Below are 13,034 nucleotides of genomic sequence, written 5' to 3'. Positions count from 1 at the left end.
AGGACAGCGTCCAGCGCCGCCTGACATGGAGAGCCCCGGCTCGGGCATCGTCCGGCGGGGTCATGGCGCGGGACTGCCCATGGCCGAGATCCGGACCCAGGCGAACATGTACTTCATGTATTCGCGCAAGAGAAGCAGCGACACCCCGGCATGGCGGAACCAGCTGTTGAGCTCCAGATCGGTCCCCTGCACCGCAACGGCGACGAGGGTCGTCTCCGGCATGACCGACCTCAGCTCCAGCAACGCCCGGGGCATGTGATAGGCGCTCGTTACCACGATCACGCTCGAAAACCCGTTGGAGCGGACCCATTTCGCCGTTTCGGCCGCGTTCTCCAGCGTGTTGTTGGCGTTGCGGTCGAGGTCGATGCAGCAGGCGAACAGCGCCAGATCGCTTTCCGTGCGGCGCACGATCTGCTTCGGTGTCGTCTCGGGATGCACGCCGGAAATCAACAGCCGCCCGGCCCGGCCCTCGTCGAGCAGGCTCAGCGCCTTCTTCACCCGTTCGCTCCCGCCGGTAAGCACGACGATGGCATCCGCGCTGGGCGATGCCGCCTCGGTGTATTGCGTCACCGCGCTGGCGAACCGCAGGAAACCTCCGGCCAGAAACCCGAAGCAGACAACGGCGAGGATCCCCGCGACGACGAGCGCGACCCGACGCCTTTTGCGCGCCGGCGACGAGGGCGCCGCCGCCAAAGCGGCATCGCCTTGTGCATCCTGCGGAGCGGCGGGGTCGGGCTGATCCATCGTACCAGGTCGTTTCATAGTCGCATTACAGTATCAGACTTTCCCGCCGCGTCCGGCCGTCGAAGCCCGAGACCGCCCCAAGGAGTATCCCGACGCGACGGTTTTCCACCACCAAGTTTCCACCCGCGCGCCGGAACCCGCCCGCCAGACCCCGCCCCAGCGATCCCTAGCGAAACATTGCGGCAAAGCGCCGACCGGCGATCAGGCTTCGTTGCCATGCGCCGGCACACGCACGGCGCAGGGCGACGGCGACAGCGGAAAACCCGCGCCGCAGCGCCGCTTCCGTGAGAAAGCCCGGCGGCGAGCGGTAGAACAGCTGATAAAGCCCCAGGATCACAAGCAGGGTAATGCCCCAGGACAGCAGCGTGTCGGAGAGAAAATGGCCTCCGAAGGCCACCCGATTGGCCGACAGCGCCAGGCAGAGCGGCAAAACGACGCAGAGGATGCCCATGCGCCAGCGCGGCGGGGCAAGAAACGCCAGCGTCACCAGCCACAGGCCCGAGGATGCCTCGCCGGAGACGAACGAACAGTTGCGCTCGCAGTAATCGGAGATGCGCCAGACCTCGACATAGGGCGCGTCGCCGCCGAAGAGATCGACCGCGTTCGGGCGCGGACGCCCCCAGTTGTTCTTGAAGACCGCGTTGACCACGACGCCGGGACCGAGCGCGAGCGTCGACAGCAGGAACAGCGGCGCGCGCAGGGACAGCCAGTCTGGCAGGCGCGGAACGGCCGCCGCCACGACCAGCACGCCGAGCGCGGCCACGGCCACCAGCTTGACGAGAAAGGGACCAAGTTCCCTGAGCCGCATGAACAGCGGATCCGACGCCGCCCAAAATCCCGCACCCGCGTCATAGAAGAGGCCGCTCGCGGCCTGGTCGACCTGCGGAAAGGCAAGAAAAAAAGCCGAGACCACGGCGATATAGACAATCGCGCCAATCACCAGCCGGCGAAACACGGCGGGCGAGACGAGGGGGAGGCTTGTGTCGGTCGGCGACGAGGCGGACATTGACGTTTCCGATTTCCCTGGCAAGGTTTCGCCCGGTTATACCTGTCGACTGGAGACTGTCCACCGGGCGTATTCCCGATCATCGGCCGATAGGGTTGCCCCGCGCGCGGTCCCGCACCCGGAAAGGTGAGCATGACCCGGCCCCGCCTCGATTTCTGGTACGAATTCGCCTCGACCTACAGCTATCTCACGGCCATGCGCATCGATGAAGCCGCCGCGCACCGCGGCGTCGCCGTGCGCTGGCGTCCCTTCCTTCTCGGTCCGCTCTTCGCGAAGGCCGGCTGGCCGACCTCGCCCTTCAATATCTATCCGGCCAAAGGGGCCTACATGTGGCGCGAGATGGAACGGCTGACGCGCGCCATGGAGCTGCCGCTGACCCGTCCGGACCCCTTCCCGGCAAACGGCCTGCTCGCCGCACGCGTGGCGCTGGCGATCGAGCGCGAGGAAGACCGGGCACGTTTTTCCCGCGCAGTCTATCTGGCGCAATTCGGCAGGGGCGAGCGGATCGACGCGCCCGAGACGCTGGCGGCCTGCCTGTCCGCCCTCGCCCTGCCGGCCGGCCCGCTTCTGGACAAGGCGAGGGCGGCCGACATCAAGGCAGCCCTTCGCGCCAATACGGAGACGGCGGAGCGGGCAGGGATCTTCGGCGCGCCGAGTTTCCTCTGCGCGGACGGGGAACTGTTCTGGGGCAACGACCGCCTTGAAAGCGCCATCGACCACGCCGCAAGCTGCGTGATAGTCTGAGCGCCGACGCGCATGAAACCGGCGCGTCCAGGAGTTTGAGATGGCTTTCTTGCCCGATCCCGCCACGATGGTCACCTTCACGCTGGCCTGTCTCGTTCTCGTGCTCACGCCGGGGCCGGACATGACGCTGTTTGTCGGCCGGTCGCTGTCGGAAGGTCGCGCGTCCGGCATGGCCTCGATGCTGGGCGCCCTCACCGGCAACGTGATCCACACGCTGCTGATCGCCTTCGGCCTCTCGGCGCTGATCGCCGCCTCGGCGCAGGCCTTCTTCGTCGTCAAGATCGCCGGTGCGGTCTATCTGTTGTGGCTTGCTGTCCAGAGCATCCGCCACGGATCGGCCCTGTCAGTCACCCCCGACAAGGCCGCCCGGCGCCGGCCGCTGTCGCGCGTCTTTGCAACCGGGGTTCTGGTCAACCTGCTCAATCCGAAGATCATCCTGTTCTTCCTGACGTTCCTGCCGCAATTCGTCGCCGCAAGCGATCCGGACGCGGCAGCCAAGATGCTGTTCCTCGGCCTCTATATGGTTCTCTTCTCCCTGCCGTTTTGCGCCGGCATGGTGCTGATGGCCGAGGGCTTTTCCAAATCCCTGCGCCGCTCGCCGCGCATCATGCGCGCCATCGACTGGCTTTTCGCCGGCATCATCGGCGGTTTCGCCATGAAGATCCTGCTGACCAGCCGGACCTGACGGCGCCTCCGTTCCAGCCCTTTCCCGCAACCAGAAAATCCTGCGAAATCAAAGCATCATGACCCATATCTTTCCGCGCCACACCGCCATGCGTCCGCCCCGCGCCGTTGCCGGCGACGGCTGCTACATCATCGACAGCACCGGAAAACGCTATCTCGACGCCTCCGGCGGCGCGGCCGTGTCCTGTCTCGGCCATTCCGACAGGACGGTGACGGAAGCGGTGAAGCGCCAGCTCGACACGCTCGCCTTCGCCCACACCGGCTTCTTCACCACCGATATTGCGGAAGATCTCGCGGATCTTCTGATCGAAAACGCACCGGAGGGACTGGACCGTGTCTATCTGGTCTCCGGTGGATCGGAGGCGACGGAGGCGGCGATCAAGCTTGCCCGCCAATACCACCTGGAACGCGGCGACGCGTCGCGCGCGCGCATCATCGCGCGGCGCCAGAGCTATCACGGCAACACGTTGGGCGCACTGTCGGCCGGCGGCAACATGTGGCGGCGCGAGCCCTTCAAGCCGCTTCTGGTCGACATGTCGCATATTGCGCCCTGCTACGCCTATCGCGGCCAGGCCGATGGCGAGAGCGAGGCCGACTACGGCCGCCGCGTCGCCGACGAGCTGGAAGCCGAGATCCTGCGGCTCGGCCCGGAAACGGTCGCCGCCTTCATTGCCGAGCCGGTCGTCGGCGCAACGCTTGGCGCGGTGCCCGCCGTCGAAGGCTATTTCAAGCGCATCCGCGAGATCTGCGACCGCCACGGCGTCCTGCTGATCCTCGACGAGGTCATGTGCGGCATGGGGCGGACCGGCCATCTCTTCGCCTGCGAGGCGGACGGCGTGTCGCCGGACATCCTGTGCATCGCCAAGGGCCTCGGCGCCGGCTACCAGCCGATCGGCGCGATGCTGTGCAGCGGCGAAATCTACCGCGCCATCGAGGAGGGCTCCGGCTTCTTCCAGCACGGCCATACCTATATCGGGCACCCGGCGGCGGCTGCGGCCGGTCATGCCGTCGTCTCGTCGCTGCTCGAGCGCGATCTCGTCACCCGCGCCCGCACGATGGGCGAGACGGTGAAATCCGCGCTGGTCGAGCGCTTCGGCCAGCACCCCCACGTCGGCGATATCCGGGGGCGCGGCATGTTCCTCGGGCTGGAGCTGGTCGAGGACCGCGAGACCAAGGCCCCCTTCGACCCGGCCCGCAAGCTTCATGCGGCGATCAAGAAGGCCGCCTTCGCGCGCGGTCTCGTCTGCTATCCGATGGGCGGCACGCTCGACGGGCGCTCCGGCGATCACGTGCTGCTGGCGCCGCCCTTCATCCTGGAAGACGCGCAGGTCGAGGAGCTCGTCGACAAGCTGTCCGGCGCCATATCGGACGCCCTTGCCCATTGAGCCGGCGACACCACATGGTGCAGCGCCGCAGTCCCGCCAAGATTTTGGCAAGACTGAAGGCGGCGTGCTGTGCCGCACCGTTCCTGGTCTCGGTTGCGCTGGCGGACCAGCCCCGGCCCACCTTGCCCGACGGCTGCCTGCCGGAGGCCGGCGCGGTCGGTCAGGCGCTTGAAGGAACGCTCCGGGCGGCGGAGCTGCGTACAAGGGACGGTGTCGTGTATCGCCAGATCGATCTTCATATGCCGGAGGAGGCGGCGCTGCCCGGGGACGGCGTGCGGCAAATGCGCTTCTGGGCGGTCAGCGAGAAGCCCGACCGCTGGCAGCGCCGGCGCGGGCATCTTGTCGATGCCGCGACCGGGGCCTGGACCGCGCGAGATCTCGTCGGCACGGGCATGGCAATCGTCGCCCCGGCGCTTGCGCGACCGGCCTGCTTTCCGGCACTCATGCAGGCGGAACGCGACGCCCGCGGCCGAGAGCTCGGCATCTGGAAAACGGAGCGGGTGCGGTCCGCCCATCGCCCGCGCGCCCTTGCAAGCCGGATCGGGCGGTACACGCTGGTCGCCGGTCGGGTGCTTTCGCTGGGCGAGACCCGCTCGACGCTCTATCTCAATTTCGGGCGCCGCTGGAGCCGCGACTTTACCGCAACCATCGCGATAAAAGAATTGGATGCATTCACGGCCGCCGGGGTTGACGCGAGGTCCCTTGAAGGGGCAGCTATTCGGGTGCGCGGAGTGCTCTTGCAGTCCGGCGGACCCCTCGTGGAGATCTCTCACCCCGCACAGATCGAGCGGCTCGAAACGGATGGCACGCGCCGGTGAACCTCTTTCCGTCCCTTGACGCCCTGAGCGGGCAGATGCGCCGCTGGCTCGCCGCCGGCGCGGCACTGCTGTTGCTGTCCGGCTGCCAGATCTCCGGATCCTCCCCGATCGAGATCGGAACACCGGCGCCGGGATCGCTGCGTCCGGGCCTCTCGGCCGACCTCGGCGCGCGCGAGCACCCGCGCGTGGTCGCCACCTATGGCGGCGTCTACGAGAACCGGGGCGCGGAACGGGCCGTCGCCCAGGTCGTGGGCCGGCTGGTGGAAGCCTCCGACGACCCGTCGCAGACCTATCGCATCACCATCCTGAACTCTCCGGCGGTCAATGCCTTCGCCCTTCCCGGCGGCTATCTCTATGTCACCCGCGGCCTGCTGGCGCTTGCCACCGACACCTCGGAAGTCGCCGCCGTGCTTGCCCATGAAATGGCCCATGTGACCGCCAGCCACGCGATCAAGCGCCAGGAGCGCGCCGAGGCAACCGAACTGGCCGGCCGCGTGCTCGGCAATGTGGTGCGCGACCCCGACCAGGCGCGCGCCGCGATCATGTCGTCGCAGCTTTCCTTCGCGCGCTTCTCGCAGATCCAGGAACTGGAGGCCGATGCGGTCGGCGTGCGCACCCTAGCGCGGGCGCGCTACGACCCCTTCGCCTCAGCGCGTTTCCTGACGTCGATGGGCAAATTCGCCGCCTATCAAAGCGCCCAGGGCGACCAGAGCAGCGCGCCGGATTTCCTGTCCTCGCATCCGACGACGCCGGAGCGGGTGCAGACGGCCGTGCGCGCGGCGCGCCAGGTCGGCGCCCCCGGTCTCGGCGAGCGCGACCGCGACGCCTATCTGACCAAGATCGACGGGATGCTCTATGGCGACGATCCGCTCGAGGGCTTCATTCGCGGGCGCTCGTTCCTGCACAAGTCGCTCGGCATCAGCTTCACCGTGCCCCAGGGCTTCGTGCTGGAAAACTCGCCGGAAGCGGTGCTTGCCAGCAATTCCGCCGGCACGGCACTGCGCTTCGACGGCGCGGACCTGACCGACTTCGCCTCGCTTTCCGCCTATATGACCAGCGGATGGATCAACGGTCTGGTGCGCGACAGCGTGCGCGAGGACACGATCAACGGACTTCCCGCCGTCACCGCCTCCGCCGTGACGGACGGCTGGTCGTTCCGCATTGCGGTCGTACGCATCGGGCGCACCGGATACCGCTTCATCTTTGCCTCGCGCTCCGGCGGCTCCGACTTCACCCGCGACTATCAGCAGACGGTGGAAAGCTTCCGCCAGCTTACGCCAACGGAACGCGCCCGGCTGCGCCCCTTGCGCATCAAGGTGATCCGCGCCGATGCCGGCGACACCCCGGAACGGCTCGCCGTCGGCATGAGTGGTGTGGAAGCCTCGCGCCGGCTGACGCTGTTCTCGATCCTCAACCAGACCCCGCCGGGCGAGGCCATCCCGGCGGGAACGCCGCTGAAGCTGGTGGTGGACTGAACGGCTCCGGAAGACGGCTCAGCCGCCATCGACCTTGCGATAGGGCTGCGCCTGATAGCCGGTGAGATAGGCCAGCGATCCGAGACCGGAAGCGATCTGCTTGGCCGCGTGAAACGCCTGGCGGCGTCCGCGCTCGGGCGAGACCACGAACACGAGACTGGCCGGAAGCTGGACGAAGATCCCGTTGAAGAGCCGGCCGAGGCCCTTGAAGAAGCTGCGCGACAGCGCCGCTCCGCGCCCCGAGCGCTTCTCGTGAAGACGCGAGATGTTTCCCGCCACCCGGAAGGTGCGGTGCAACTGCCAGCCGAGCCGCACCCGGTTGACCGGAACGAGCTCCTCCACCAGCGCCTCGGGCACCCAGACGATCTTTCCGCCGGCGTCATGCACCCGCGAGAAAAAATCCGTGTCGCTGCCGCCGGTAAAGCGCATCGAGCCATCGAAATGCAAACCGTATCCGTCGTCGCGGAACACCCTTGTATCGACCAGTGTGTTGTGGCCCTCCGCCTTTTTCAGGACGGTCCCGGTCGGGCGCTTGTTCACCTGCGGCGCGATCATCCAGGACGGCGTTTCGGGCGGATAGGTGTAGAGCACGCGGCCGTAGTGCACCTCCGCCGGATAGCGGCTCACCGCCTCGACCATGGTGGCCAGCCAGTCGGGATGCGCGACCTCGTCGTCGTCGATATAGAGCACGCGGTCATAGCCGTTTTCGGCGGCAAACACGCCGCAGCGGTCGCGGGCGAAGGGAATGCCCAGCTCCGGCTCGAGCACATAGTGGATGGTCCAGCCGGTTTGCGCGGCGACCTCGACGGTGATCGGTCGCGAGACCTCAATGTCGTGGTTCTCGACGACGACGATCTCGACCGCGACGCCATCCGGCACGCGTTGCTCGCAGACCGACATCAGGCAGCTGCGCAGCAGCTTCGGCCGTTCCCGTGTGCAGATCGCAACGCAAAGCTTCATCGTCATCTCCGGTCCCGCACCTCGGAAGCGTTAGAAAGGGCGCTTCCGCAGTAGCCGGTTCTCATAGCAGAATCCAGCCGCGCGGGAACATCTCGTCGACATAGGTGCGCCTGAGTTCCGCGCGCGCAAACCACTGGCGCGGCACGATCACCTGCCGCTCGGGATTGCGCCCGAGCCAGGCGCCCCACCAGCTGAAGCTGCTGTTTGCCGTGATGTGATGCGCGCACAGGCTCATCAGGCGCAGGTCCTGTTCGCGCGACTGGCCCTCGACCAGCGTGCGGTTCGGCCAGGCGGCGGTCAACTCCGCGGCCGCCGCGATATCGTCGGAAAACACCAGCCAGCGGGCATCGGGAACGATCCGCGCCATGAGCGCGGCGGCGGCCTCGTAATAGTCCGCTCCCAGCAACCCGTGGGTCGCCGCCGTCCGGGCATTGGCGGCATAATCACCGCGGCGCACATGCACCGACACGCTCGCCGGATGCCGCGCCGCCTCCAGCAGCTTGGGCGTCATCGTCGCGTCGACGCTCTGAAGCGCAAAGAGCGCCCGGATCTCGTCCGCGCAATCGGCGAAAAACTGCTCGGATTGGAAATAGCCGGCGACATAGGTGCCGGGCTCGACCGACCAGAAATCGTCGGCATGGCACATCGCCTGCTGGAAGAAGCTGTTGCCGGGCCAGAGCTTGTAGCGCTTCTTGCCCCGTGTCGCGCCGCGATCGCGCAGGCCGGCGAAGCGGGCCCGCAAGCCGGACATATCCGGACGCCAGATTTCCGGCGCGAGACCGAACAGGCCAAGGCCCAGCTCGGCATGGTCGAAATCCATCTCGAGCGGGTCGATCAGAAGCCGCGTGTCGAGCCGGCGCGCCAGCGCATGTCCAGCGGCATATTGGAACATCTGGTTGCCCAATCCGCCCCAGATGCGCATGCACACCGGCATCCGCCCCGCCGTGTCCTTCGTGGAACTCTCGTGTGTGTCCGTCGCCGTCACCGTGCCGGGCCCCTCGATCTGCGTCGCCTCGTCCCGCTCCTTGTTAGTCGCCCGCGCCGCGCGCGACAAGCACGAGGGCGCGCCGCCCGCTTGAGCGAGATCAAGGCGGTCCATGCGGTTTTGTCATTCATTGTTTCGAATATGCGGAGAGGCGAATTCTAGAGAGGGCTGGGCGCGCCATGGACCTGACCGGATTGTTCGATGTCTTCGGGGAGCCGGGAACCTCCGCGCTCGGGGGACTGGCGATCGGCATCGCCTTCGGCATTTTCGCACAGCGCAGCCGGTTCTGCCTGCGGGCCGCTGTCATCGAGTTCGCCCGCGGCAGCATCGGGATCAAGGTCGCCGTCTGGCTTGTCGCCTTCACCTCCGCCGTCCTCATCACCCAGGCAATGCTGCAGCTTGACCTGATCGACGTTTCCGAGGCCCGGCAGTTCGCCGCGCGCGGCTCGCTTTCCGGCGCGCTGATCGGCGGCGCGCTCTTCGGCATCGGCATGGTGCTCGCACGCGGCTGCGCAAGCCGCCTCCTCGTGCTCTCGGCCACCGGCAATCTGCGCGCTCTTCTCTCCGGGCTGATTTTCGCCGTCGCCGCCGAGGCCTCGATCCATGGCATCCTCTCGCCCTTGCGCGAGAAACTCGCCGGCCTGTGGACGGTGGGAGGACGCGACAATCTGGATCTGCTGCAGACGCTGGGCCTCGGAGCTGAGGCGGGGCTGGTGATCGGGCTCCTCTTCGTCTGCGGCGCGGTTTTCTTCGCGGTGCGCGCCGGTCTCGGCCCCTGGGGCTGGCTCGGCGCCGCCGGCGTCGGCGCCACCGTCGCCGCCGGCTGGTGGTTCACCTACCAGATGTCCATCCAGGCCTTCGAGCCGATGACCGTCAAAAGCATGACCTTCACCGGCCCCTCCGCCGATACGCTGATGAGCGTGCTCACTCTTCCCGGAACCAACATCGACTTCGACATCGGTCTGGTTCCCGGCGTCTTCATCGGCGCCGCCCTTGCCGCGCTTGTCGCGCGGGAGTGGACGTTGCAGGGGTTCGAGGGCGGCCGCTCGATGCGCCGCTACATGGCCGGCGCGGTGCTGATGGGCTTCGGCGGCATGCTCGCCGGCGGCTGCGCCGTCGGGGCCGGCGTCACCGGCGGCTCGATCTTCGCCCTGACGGCCTGGCTGACCCTTGCGGCGATGTGGGCGGCAGCCGGCCTCACCGACCTTGTCGTCGACCGCCTGCCGAACGCGCGGGCAACCCAGATGCAGGCGCCGCAGGCGTTTTGACGCGCACGCGCACGCTCACCACGGGTGATCCTCGCCCCGATAGGTGAGGAAGCGTCCGCTGTCGGCAAGCGTGAGATCCCGCGTCAGCCGGTAGATGCCCGCGGCACTCTCCTCGACCGAAATATCCGCCGCCCCGCCGCCCATGTCGGTGCGCACCCAGCCCGGATGCACCACGACAACACAGATGCCCTCGTCGGCAAGATCGAGGGCGAGCCCCTGCATCGCCTTGTTCACCGCCGCCTTGGACGAGCGATAGGCATAGCTGCCGCCGCGTGGGCGCGCCATCGAGCCCATCTGGCTGGAGATCGTCACGATGCGCGGATTTTTCGACAGGGCGAGATTGGACCGCAGGGCAAGCGCAAGCCGCATCGGACCCAGCGTATTGACGTTGACCTCGGCAAGCCAGCCGTCGAAATCGAGATCCTCAAGCGACTGATGCGCGCCCATGACGCCGGCGTTGTTGAGAAGCACATCGACCGGCCGCCCCGCCAGCACCTCCGCGAGCCGGGCGACCGCATCGCCGTCGCCGACATCGAGCGCATGAAGCTCAAGCCGCGTGCCATGGCGCGCCTGCAGCGCACGCAGGTCGCTCGCCGCGCCCGGGTCCCGGCAGGTGGCGATCACCTGCCAGTCGGGATCGTCGAGAAACCGGCGAACGGTCTCAAGCCCGATGCCGCGACTTGCGCCGGTGATCAAAAGGGTCGGCTGGCTCATCTGGACTTGTCTCCGCACGCTTCGAAGGCCCCATTCGCATCGCTGCGTCCGACCTTGTCAAGCCGGCGGAGCGGCGGCGCGTCAGTAGCCCGACTGGCGACGGCGCAGGGCGACCTGCCGATTGGAGACCTCTATCGCCTGCGCCAAAGTCTCAACGCCAAGCGGCACGAGCAGCTTTAAAAGCCGGCTTAAGACTTCGGCGGTGGCAAGCGCATCTCCCAGCGCCGTATGCCGGGTTTCAGGCGGAAGCGACACCTGAAAGCGCTCCGCAAGCGCATCCAGCGTGAGGCTTTCCTGCGTGCCGAAAACATGGGCAGCGAGAAGAACGGTGTCCAGCACCGGCTGATCGAAGCGCACGCCGGTCCGGTCGCCGTATTTCGCCAGGAAGGTCATGTCGAAGGCCGCGTTGTGGGCAACGAGCACACTGCCTTGCGCAAAGTCATGGAACGCGGGCAGGACGGTTTCGACGCCCGGCGCCTCCGCGACCATCTCGGCGGTGATCCCATGCACCCGGGTGGACGCGGCCGGGATCGACCGTCCCGGATTCACGAAAGAATTGAAGGTTTCCCCGCGCAGAACGCGGCCGTTGACGATACGCACGCCGGCCACCGACAGCATCTCGTCGCCGCGCGAGGGCTCCAGGCCCGTCGTCTCCGTATCGAAGACGACATAGGAGAGCGAGGCCAGCGGGGCGTCCTCGATGGCAATCGGCAGGGTCCGCGCGAAGAGATCGAAATCGTAGAATTCCGGGCGCTCCGAAACGGGAGAAAGCGCCGCGCCGGGACGGCGAAGCGCCTCCGGGGGCTTGGCGAGCGGCAGGCGGATCCGGGCGCGGCCGCCCGTGCTCGGGTCGCTCCACATCTCGGTCTTGTGCCGGCTAAGGACATCGCGTCCCGTGAGGGCCGTCGCCCCGCCGCCCTCCTCCAGCGGCTCGTCGAGCCAGCTGTCCAGCACCGATGCCGGCACCGGCGCGCCGGCGAAGACGATGTCGAGGCAGGCGCGCGCGCCCTCGTCCCTCAGCGACAGCGTCAGGCTGTCGAGCCTCGCATGCACGGCGATCCGGTTCACCATCCGGTCGGCCAGTTCGACGATCGACGCGCTGTCGCACAGGACCCAGCAGGCATCCCCCGCCGTCGCGACCTCAAGGTCGCGGCCTTCCGAGCGCCTCGCGGCGATACAATCCGTGAGCGTCGGCGAATAGACCTCCGCCATCGGCCAGGCGCCGGCAAGCAGATCGCCGGCCACCTGGTCGAGCCGGTCGAGCCGGCCGGCAAGCTCGCGGGTCTCGCCGCAGACGATCCCGTCGAAGCGAGCGCGGTCCTCCGGCGCCAGATCGACCCGCCGCAAGAGCACCTCGCAGGCGGCGGCGAGGGCTGCGATCCGCTGGCGCATGTCCCGGGTGACATCATGCAGCAACCGGTCGCGCCAGATCCCGGCGGCAAGTTCGTCGGTCACAGCGTCGAAGCTCGCGACATATCCGATCGGCGATGCGCCATCCGCATCGAGGATCAGCGTCATGCGCCCGCGCAGGCTGTCGCGCCCGTCGAGGGTCGCGGTAAGAAACGGCGTCGACAGGCCATCGGGATGCGCGACGTGGCGTCCGGAGCGGACCCGCCGCATCAGCCGTTCAAGCGTGTGGTGCAGCGGCTGGGCGCGAACCAGACCCGTCAGCTTGCGCTCCAGGCCGAGCCCTTTTCCCTGAACATCGTGATCGAGCAACGCCTGGGCATGGCGGTTGTAAAGCAGCACATTGTGATCCGGCGTGCAGATCACCACGCCCTGCCGCAGGTCCCGGAGCACGGCTTCCAGACGGCTTTTCTCCCGCTCCGCATCCGCGACCGCGCGCGACACCGATGCATCGGTGTCCCGCCGCGCCTCGGCAAGCGCCTGCGCCGCCTCCTGCATCGCCGGTGCGAGCAGCCCGAGATAGCGACCCGTCCCGGTCGCGACCACGGGCGCGGCATCGGCATGAACGCTGGCCCGCAACTGCGCCCCCAGGCGCATTAGCGGACGCGCGACATGATCGTCGAACTTGAGCCAGACCCAGAGCGCCAGGCCGCTGATCGCGAACGTCGAGACGAGGCCGGCGAGCACGATCCGGTCGAGCGCGATGCCGCCGGGTTCCGCCGAAAGGAACAGGAACGCCAGCGCTGCGCCGACCGTGGCCGAGCCGCCGAGCGCGATCAGCGCGAAAAAAAGAAAAACGCGCAGCCTGAGGCTCCAGTTTTCCACGCCCCGCCTAGCCATCGGC

General features: G+C 67.7%; 12 protein-coding genes. 6 read left to right on the top strand and 6 right to left on the bottom strand.

All coding sequences use genetic code 11. The features are described 5' to 3' along the window. Positions 1-60 precede the first annotated feature (60 nt). Together LC092_RS11840 and LC092_RS11835 are read right to left on the bottom strand one after the other, a co-directional pair. Positions 61-744: a YdcF family protein gene (locus LC092_RS11840; protein WP_224806735.1), complete on the bottom strand. Its 684-nt coding sequence runs from the start codon at positions 742-744 to the stop codon at positions 61-63. A gap of 166 nt (positions 745-910) precedes the next feature. Next, positions 911-1,750 carry a phosphatase PAP2 family protein gene (locus LC092_RS11835; RefSeq protein ID WP_224806734.1) on the bottom strand — a complete coding sequence of 280 codons (840 nt, stop codon included), beginning with the start codon at positions 1,748-1,750 and terminating at the stop codon, positions 911-913. Between the two features lie 132 nt (positions 1,751-1,882). Here LC092_RS11835 and LC092_RS11830 point away from each other — a divergent pair, with 132 nt between their 5' ends. The 5 genes from LC092_RS11830 to LC092_RS11810 are packed head-to-tail and all read left to right on the top strand — an operon-like array spanning position 1,883 to position 6,856. After that, the gene (locus tag LC092_RS11830; RefSeq protein WP_224806733.1) at positions 1,883-2,494 is read left to right on the top strand and encodes a 2-hydroxychromene-2-carboxylate isomerase; all 612 of its coding nucleotides are present in this window, start codon (positions 1,883-1,885) and stop codon (positions 2,492-2,494) included. Between the two features lie 40 nt (positions 2,495-2,534). Beyond that, positions 2,535-3,179, top strand: a complete 645-nt coding sequence (locus LC092_RS11825; protein WP_224806732.1) for a LysE family translocator — start codon at positions 2,535-2,537, stop codon at positions 3,177-3,179. A gap of 58 nt (positions 3,180-3,237) precedes the next feature. Further along, a complete protein-coding gene (locus tag LC092_RS11820) occupies positions 3,238-4,563 on the top strand; it encodes an aspartate aminotransferase family protein (RefSeq protein WP_224806731.1) in 1,326 nt (441 codons plus the stop codon). Between the two features lie 14 nt (positions 4,564-4,577). Beyond that, positions 4,578-5,381 (top strand): hypothetical protein, encoded by an 804-nt coding sequence (locus LC092_RS11815; protein ID WP_224806730.1) that lies wholly within the window; start codon positions 4,578-4,580, stop codon positions 5,379-5,381. A gap of 35 nt (positions 5,382-5,416) precedes the next feature. Continuing rightward, on the top strand, positions 5,417-6,856 hold the full coding sequence (locus LC092_RS11810) for a M48 family metalloprotease (protein WP_224806787.1): 1,440 nt from the start codon (positions 5,417-5,419) through the stop codon (positions 6,854-6,856). 18 nt (positions 6,857-6,874) lie between these two features. Here LC092_RS11810 and LC092_RS11805 read toward each other — a convergent pair whose 3' ends face one another. Both LC092_RS11805 and LC092_RS11800 read right to left on the bottom strand, forming a co-directional pair. Further along, a complete protein-coding gene (locus LC092_RS11805; RefSeq protein WP_224806729.1) occupies positions 6,875-7,816 on the bottom strand; it encodes a glycosyltransferase family 2 protein in 942 nt (313 codons plus the stop codon). 61 nt (positions 7,817-7,877) lie between these two features. After that, on the bottom strand, positions 7,878-8,915 hold the full coding sequence (locus tag LC092_RS11800; protein WP_224806728.1) for an alpha-1,2-fucosyltransferase: 1,038 nt from the start codon (positions 8,913-8,915) through the stop codon (positions 7,878-7,880). 65 nt (positions 8,916-8,980) lie between these two features. On the opposite strand from LC092_RS11800, the gene LC092_RS11795 reads away from it, so the two are divergent. Continuing rightward, positions 8,981-10,069, top strand: coding sequence for a YeeE/YedE family protein (locus LC092_RS11795; protein WP_224806727.1), 1,089 nt, complete (start codon positions 8,981-8,983; stop codon positions 10,067-10,069). Between the two features lie 15 nt (positions 10,070-10,084). On the opposite strand, the gene LC092_RS11790 is transcribed toward LC092_RS11795, so the two are convergent. Together LC092_RS11790 and LC092_RS11785 are read right to left on the bottom strand one after the other, a co-directional pair. Beyond that, on the bottom strand, positions 10,085-10,783 hold the full coding sequence (locus LC092_RS11790; RefSeq protein WP_224806726.1) for an SDR family oxidoreductase: 699 nt from the start codon (positions 10,781-10,783) through the stop codon (positions 10,085-10,087). Positions 10,784-10,864: 81 nt separating this feature from the next. Next, a complete protein-coding gene (locus LC092_RS11785; RefSeq protein ID WP_224806725.1) occupies positions 10,865-13,030 on the bottom strand; it encodes a 3'-5' exonuclease in 2,166 nt (721 codons plus the stop codon). Between the last annotated feature and the right edge of the window lie 4 nt (positions 13,031-13,034).

Source organism: Stappia stellulata, from assembly GCF_020176715.1.
Classification (GTDB): Bacteria; Pseudomonadota; Alphaproteobacteria; order Rhizobiales; family Stappiaceae; genus Stappia.
The sequence above is the reverse complement of the archived record's forward strand: the minus strand, read 5'-3'. Positions and strand labels throughout refer to the sequence as shown.

Bases quoted from the DNA above. Each gene is read 5' to 3' on its own strand.
- LC092_RS11835 (WP_224806734.1), bottom strand. From the start codon at position 1,750: ATGTCCGCCTCGTCGCCGACCGACACAAGCCTCCCCCTCGTCTCGCCC.
- LC092_RS11815 (WP_224806730.1), top strand. From the start codon at position 4,578: ATGGTGCAGCGCCGCAGTCCCGCCAAGATTTTGGCAAGACTGAAGGCG.
- LC092_RS11785 (WP_224806725.1), bottom strand. From the start codon at position 13,030: ATGGCTAGGCGGGGCGTGGAAAACTGGAGCCTCAGGCTGCGCGTTTTT.
- LC092_RS11820 (WP_224806731.1), top strand. From the start codon at position 3,238: ATGACCCATATCTTTCCGCGCCACACCGCCATGCGTCCGCCCCGCGCC.
- LC092_RS11830 (WP_224806733.1), top strand. From the start codon at position 1,883: ATGACCCGGCCCCGCCTCGATTTCTGGTACGAATTCGCCTCGACCTAC.
- LC092_RS11810 (WP_224806787.1), top strand. From the start codon at position 5,417: ATGCGCCGCTGGCTCGCCGCCGGCGCGGCACTGCTGTTGCTGTCCGGC.
- LC092_RS11805 (WP_224806729.1), bottom strand. From the start codon at position 7,816: ATGAAGCTTTGCGTTGCGATCTGCACACGGGAACGGCCGAAGCTGCTG.
- LC092_RS11800 (WP_224806728.1), bottom strand. From the start codon at position 8,915: ATGGACCGCCTTGATCTCGCTCAAGCGGGCGGCGCGCCCTCGTGCTTG.
- LC092_RS11795 (WP_224806727.1), top strand. From the start codon at position 8,981: ATGGACCTGACCGGATTGTTCGATGTCTTCGGGGAGCCGGGAACCTCC.
- LC092_RS11825 (WP_224806732.1), top strand. From the start codon at position 2,535: ATGGCTTTCTTGCCCGATCCCGCCACGATGGTCACCTTCACGCTGGCC.
- LC092_RS11790 (WP_224806726.1), bottom strand. From the start codon at position 10,783: ATGAGCCAGCCGACCCTTTTGATCACCGGCGCAAGTCGCGGCATCGGG.
- LC092_RS11840 (WP_224806735.1), bottom strand. From the start codon at position 744: ATGGATCAGCCCGACCCCGCCGCTCCGCAGGATGCACAAGGCGATGCC.